The organism is Microtetraspora sp. AC03309 (assembly GCF_020826795.1).
Classification (GTDB): Bacteria; Actinomycetota; Actinomycetes; order Streptosporangiales; family Streptosporangiaceae; genus Microtetraspora; species Microtetraspora glauca.
Window position 1 is genome coordinate 1 of the sequence record NZ_JADDIL010000544.1, and the last position, 432, is coordinate 432.

Annotated in this window: 1 pseudogene; it reads left to right on the forward strand. The window is 66.4% G+C overall.

Features of this window, described 5'->3' with window-relative positions:
- Window positions 1–357 (forward strand): annotated as a pseudogene (locus IMZ11_RS44275) (SAM-dependent methyltransferase); the annotation flags it as partial.
- Between the last annotated feature and the right edge of the window lie 75 nt (window positions 358–432).

The window sequence follows — 432 nt, forward strand, 5'->3', positions numbered from 1 at the left end:
CTGCTGATCTACCTACCGCCCGAGGCGCAGGACCGGCTGTTCGACAACATCGCGGCGCTCAGCGCACCCGGCAGCGCGGTGGCCACCGAATTCGTCCCCGGCCTCAAGGATTTCGATCCGGAGAAGGCACGGGCGGCCGCCGAGACGTTCAGCCAGATCGGCCTGAACATGGACATGCCGTCGCTGATTTACCACGGTGAGCGGCATTCGGCAGCCGATTACCTGAGTGCCAAGGGTTGGAAGATGACGGGGGTCGGCCGGTCCGAGCTGTTCGTCCGCCACAGCATGCCGGTTCCGGCTCGCGACGACAACGACCCGATGGGTGAAATCGTCTACGTCAGCGGCACTCTGGACTGAGGCCGGCGGGCTCGCTCTCAGGCGGCCTTGCCCGGCGAGGTCTCATCCTCCTGGTCGTATTCGACCGGCGGCGGC